The following is a 4,255-nucleotide window of genomic DNA, read 5'->3' on the forward strand; positions in this document are numbered from 1 at the left end:
CGATCTTTTGATCTTTCACCTCTAGATCAAAAGATCGCAGCCTTCGGCAGCTCCTACAGAGGATCGGGTGGCGTCAGCGGTAGCGTTGCAGGTGTTCGCTGACTTTCGCGGCGGGGACTTTCTGCAGTTTGCACAGCAGGTCGTGCGACAGCTCGCGCACGCCGTGCTTGTGGCGCAACTCTTCGGCCAGATGCGCCATCAGGTTGGCCGCCATCTCGGCGTCGGCCATGGCCCGGTGAGCCTGGCCGGTGTGCGGCAGGCGCGCGAATGTGGTGAGCGTGCCGAGCTTGTGATTCGGCGCTGCCGGCATCAAGCGTCGGGCCAGCAGTAACGAGCAGGCAAAATTCTGCAACCGCGTGCGCTTGATGCGGCCCAGTTCAAAGTCCCAGAACTTCTGGTCGAACGAGGCGTTATGCGCCACCAGTGGCGTGCAGCCGACGAACTCGTTGACCTCGTTCATCACCTGTTCGGCCGGCGGTGCGGTGCGCAGCATGGCGTTGCTGATGCCGGTCAGTTGTTCGATGAACGCGGGAACGCGCACGCCGGCATTCATCAGGCTCTGGTAACGCTCGACGATGCGGCCGTTTTCCAGCATGACCACGGCGATTTCCGTGGCGCGACAGCTGCTGTTCGGCGAGAGGCCGGTGGTTTCAAAGTCGATGACTGCAATGCGTTCCAAACCGGGTTCAACTCCGTTCAAAAATCAATTCTTGAGCAACAGCGCGCCTTCGATCGGCACGTAACGGCTGGCCGCGCGAATCAGCGAGTTGGCAGTCAGTCCCGGCACGCCATAGGCGACCGCTTGCACGCCGTGTTTGCTGATGATGCGTTCGAGCAGCATGTCGAAATCGCCATCACCGGAGGCCAGGACGATTTCGTCGACGTGGTCGGCGGCGTCCATAATGTCGAGGGTGATGCCGACGTCCCAGTCGCCTTTGGCCGAGCCGTCGCTGCGCTGGATATACGGCTTGAGCTTCACGGTGAAGCCAAGGTTACGCAGGATCTGCTGGAACTGCTGCTGCTTGCTGTCGCCACGGTCGATCGCGTAGGCGTAGGCCTCGACGATCTGCCCGTCCTTGCTGATGTCCGCCCACAGCGCGGCATAGTTGAAATGGCAACCATAGGCCTGACGCACGGTGTAGTAGAGGTTCTGCACGTCGGCGAACACTGCGATTTTTTTCACCGAAGTTCCTGTGGGCGCGCAAGCGCACGAAGCGGGATCGGGCGCGGGGCCCGAAAAAGGCGCTCAGTATGCCAGCCATGAGGAAGGTTCAGCGAATAATCACTGGCAGGCGCCGAGGTGCTACTGACGAGTGGTGAATGTGGCGAGGGGATTTAGCGAAACGTCGCACCGCCCCGATGGGCTGCGCAGCAGTCCCAAAAACTGGGGCCGCTCCGCTGCCCAACGGGGCGGTGCGACGTTTCGCTAAATCCCCTCACCACAGGTTTGGTGTCAAATCTGAGAAATGTAGGTGTCAGACGAAGGAGTCGTCGTCATCGAAGAAAGATGAGTTGTCGTCGCTGCTGTAATCGGTGTCGGTGAACCCGCCCTGATCGTTGCCGGCCATGCGCTGATCATCGCCCCAGCCGTTGTTGCTCTGGTCGGCCACCTGCGCCGGTTCTTCCTTGATCACTTCAACGATTTCTTCCGGCTGCTGGTTGTGATGGAACAGGCTGCTGATGCCCTGCGCCAGCATCACACCACCCGCCACGCCGGCGGCGGTTTTCAAGGCGCCACCGAGGAAGCTGCCGCCCGCTGCCGGAGCCGCTTGTTGCGCATAGTTGGGCGGCGCTGCGCCGAAGTTCTGTTGTGGCGCAGGCGCACCGAAACTCTGCTGCGGGGCCGGTTCACGCCAGCCGCCCGTGGACGACGGGGCAGCACTTTGGGTCGGCGCCGGACGCGGGCTGCCACCGAAAATACTCGAGAGAAAACCGCCACCACCGCTCGGGGCAGGCGCGTCACTCTGCGCTTTGGCCGACTGCAATTCAGCCTGCAAACGCTGGACTTGTTGGGTCAGTTGTTTGTTCTGCTCATCGAGGCTCTTCAGCGCAGCCTCTTGCACCAGAATCGCCTGGGTCATGAAATAACCTGCCGCCGGCTGGCGGTTCAGGTGTTCCTTGATCCGCGTCTCGGCCTGGGCGTCGCGCGGGGCTGCCTCCGTTTCGGCCTGTTGCAGCCGGGAAAACAGTCCATCGATCAGGGTTTGCTCTTCGCTGTTCATGGCGACCTCGTAGATTGCCGGGGATAACATTGCCCTCGCCCACATCGGACAAGGTGCTCTCCTGTAATGGAGACAGTGACAAAACGTTTCAATGACCTTTACCGAATGTTTACGTTTGTGCCGCCGCGCGCATCATCGGTTAAAGTGAGCCACTGTTTTCGACCTGCGATACCGACTGATGAATGCCCTCGAAGTACTGCGCGACTCTTTGTATTTTTTCAAACGCCATTTGGGCAGCATCGTGCAGTTGTGTCTGCCGCTGGTGATTTTCGAAGCGTTGTTGCAGCAAGTGGTCGATCACAACACCGACCCGGACAGTTTTTCCTCGGTCAGTGTGGTCGTCGGCCTGTTGGTCTATCCGCTCTACACCGCTGCACTAATCCTTTTTCTCGACGCCCGCACCCGTGGCGAGTCGCCGCGCACCCTTGATCTGCTGGCGATGTCGGCCCGCCTGTGGCCGCGTTTCGCGCTGTTGACCGCACTGAACACGTTGCTGATCTTGCTCGGCCTGTCGCTGTACTTCCTGCCGGGCCTGATACTGATGGTCATGCTCGCGTTCGGTGAGTACCTGCTGGTGCTGCGCGGCCTCGCCCCGTTGCAGGCAATGAAAGAAAGCCTGCGCCTGACCCGCGGGCATTTCTGGCGAATTCTGCTGTGCATTCTGTGTGTGATGACGCCACTGTGGCTGCTCAAGGGCGCGACGCTGGCGGTCTATCCCGAGCCGCAGAACCCGGCGATTGCCGTGCTGATCGAAAGCGCCCACAGCTTCCTGCAACTGTTCACCAGCGTGGTGTTGTTTCGCCTGTTCATGCTCATCAGCGAATTGCCTGACAAACGTGACGGAGCGGTCTGACAGCGCAGCGCTTGGGCATGGCGACCGCCCTCAGGTATGCTCGGGGCCACTTTCTGTAACGCTATAAGCCGAGCCATGACCCGTCTACTGCGCTACACCCTGTTGCTTGTTGTGCTCGCCATCGCCCTGATCGGCGGGCTGATTTTCAGCCTGACCTGGCGCCCCGATGCCCGCGAAACCCTGCCGGTCAGCTGTACCGGGAAACCGCCGACGCTGGTGCCGGGGCAAGCGCTGAAAGTCATGACCTGGAACGTGCAGTTTCTTGCCGGCAAGCGCTACGTGTTCTGGAATGACCTGGCCCAGGGCGACGACGAATCGCCGACACCGGAAGACATGGCCTTCAGCCTTGATGAAGTGACGCGGGTGATCCGTGATGAGCAGCCCGATGTGGTGCTGCTGCAGGAGCTGGATGACGGCGCCAAGGCCAGCGATTATCAGGATCAGCTCAAACTGCTGCAGGAAAGGGTCGCCGACCTGTATCCGTGCAGCGTCAGCGCTTTTGACTGGAAGGCTGACTTCGTTCCTGATCGGCATATCTTCGGCAGTGTCGGCCGGCAACTGGCGACCCTCAGCCGCTACCGCATCGAACACGCCGAACGCCTGCAATTGCCGGTGGCTTCGGCGAACTTCATCAGCCGTCAGTTTCAGCCCAAAGATGCCTTGCTCGCGACCAAGCTGCCGCTCAGCGATGGCGGACAATTGACCGTATTCAATACGCACCTGGAACGCGCCAGCCAGCCGGACAGCACCTTGCAGACGCAAGTGAGCGCCGTGGCCAAGGTCCTCGACAAATATGAAAGCCAGGGCCTGCCATGGCTGATCGGCGGTGACTTCAACCTGTTGCCGCTCGGGCAATACCGTCGCCTGCCGGTCGAACGGCGTACGCCCTACTCCACCGACAGCGAACTGCATCTGCTGTGGGACAAGTACCCGATGATCCCGACCAACAACGAGGCCGGCGGCATTGACCGTGCGCAGTGGCTGACGCACTACCCCAACGACCCCGGCCTGAATGGCCCGGATCGCACGGTGGACTACCTGTTCTACAGCCCGAAAATCAAACGGATCGAAGCGACGGTGCGCCAGGACGATACCTTGCGCATTTCCGACCATCTGCCGGTCATCGCCCGCTTCCTCCTCCCCGCCGCCCCATAAACAACACCCCCCTGTAGGAGCTGCC

The 4,255-nt window shown here is 60.9% G+C and carries 5 protein-coding genes; 2 read left to right on the top strand and 3 right to left on the bottom strand.

The window, feature by feature from the left end; all coding sequences use genetic code 11:
• Positions 1 to 73: 73 nt before the first annotated feature.
• The 3 genes from PMI37_RS27250 to PMI37_RS27260 all read right to left on the bottom strand — a co-directional run bounded on the left by PMI37_RS27250 (position 74) and on the right by PMI37_RS27260 (position 2,222).
• On the bottom strand, positions 74 to 679 hold the full coding sequence (locus PMI37_RS27250) for a 3'-5' exonuclease (protein ID WP_008087369.1): 606 nt from the start codon (positions 677 to 679) through the stop codon (positions 74 to 76).
• Between the two features lie 24 nt (positions 680 to 703).
• Positions 704 to 1,183: a LabA-like NYN domain-containing protein gene (locus PMI37_RS27255; RefSeq protein WP_007949802.1), complete on the bottom strand. Its 480-nt coding sequence runs from the start codon at positions 1,181 to 1,183 to the stop codon at positions 704 to 706.
• Between the two features lie 292 nt (positions 1,184 to 1,475).
• A complete protein-coding gene (locus PMI37_RS27260) occupies positions 1,476 to 2,222 on the bottom strand; it encodes a DUF2076 domain-containing protein (RefSeq protein ID WP_008087371.1) in 747 nt (248 codons plus the stop codon).
• A 178-nt stretch (positions 2,223 to 2,400) separates the two neighbouring features.
• On the opposite strand from PMI37_RS27260, the gene PMI37_RS27265 reads away from it, so the two are divergent.
• A complete protein-coding gene (locus PMI37_RS27265; RefSeq protein ID WP_008087373.1) occupies positions 2,401 to 3,075 on the top strand; it encodes a YciC family protein in 675 nt (224 codons plus the stop codon).
• 75 nt (positions 3,076 to 3,150) lie between these two features.
• Complete coding sequence (locus PMI37_RS27270; RefSeq protein WP_008087375.1) at positions 3,151 to 4,230, top strand: endonuclease/exonuclease/phosphatase family protein; 1,080 nt, start codon at positions 3,151 to 3,153, stop codon at positions 4,228 to 4,230.
• Positions 4,231 to 4,255: the final 25 nt, after the last annotated feature.

Source organism: Pseudomonas sp. GM80, assembly GCF_000282515.1.
Taxonomy (GTDB): Bacteria; Pseudomonadota; Gammaproteobacteria; order Pseudomonadales; family Pseudomonadaceae; genus Aquipseudomonas.

Excerpts from the sequence above, each read along its gene's own strand:
- PMI37_RS27265 (WP_008087373.1), top strand. The coding sequence starts at position 2,401 with ATGAATGCCCTCGAAGTACTGCGCGACTCTTTGTATTTTTTCAAACGC.
- PMI37_RS27270 (WP_008087375.1), top strand. The coding sequence starts at position 3,151 with ATGACCCGTCTACTGCGCTACACCCTGTTGCTTGTTGTGCTCGCCATC.
- PMI37_RS27260 (WP_008087371.1), bottom strand. The coding sequence starts at position 2,222 with ATGAACAGCGAAGAGCAAACCCTGATCGATGGACTGTTTTCCCGGCTG.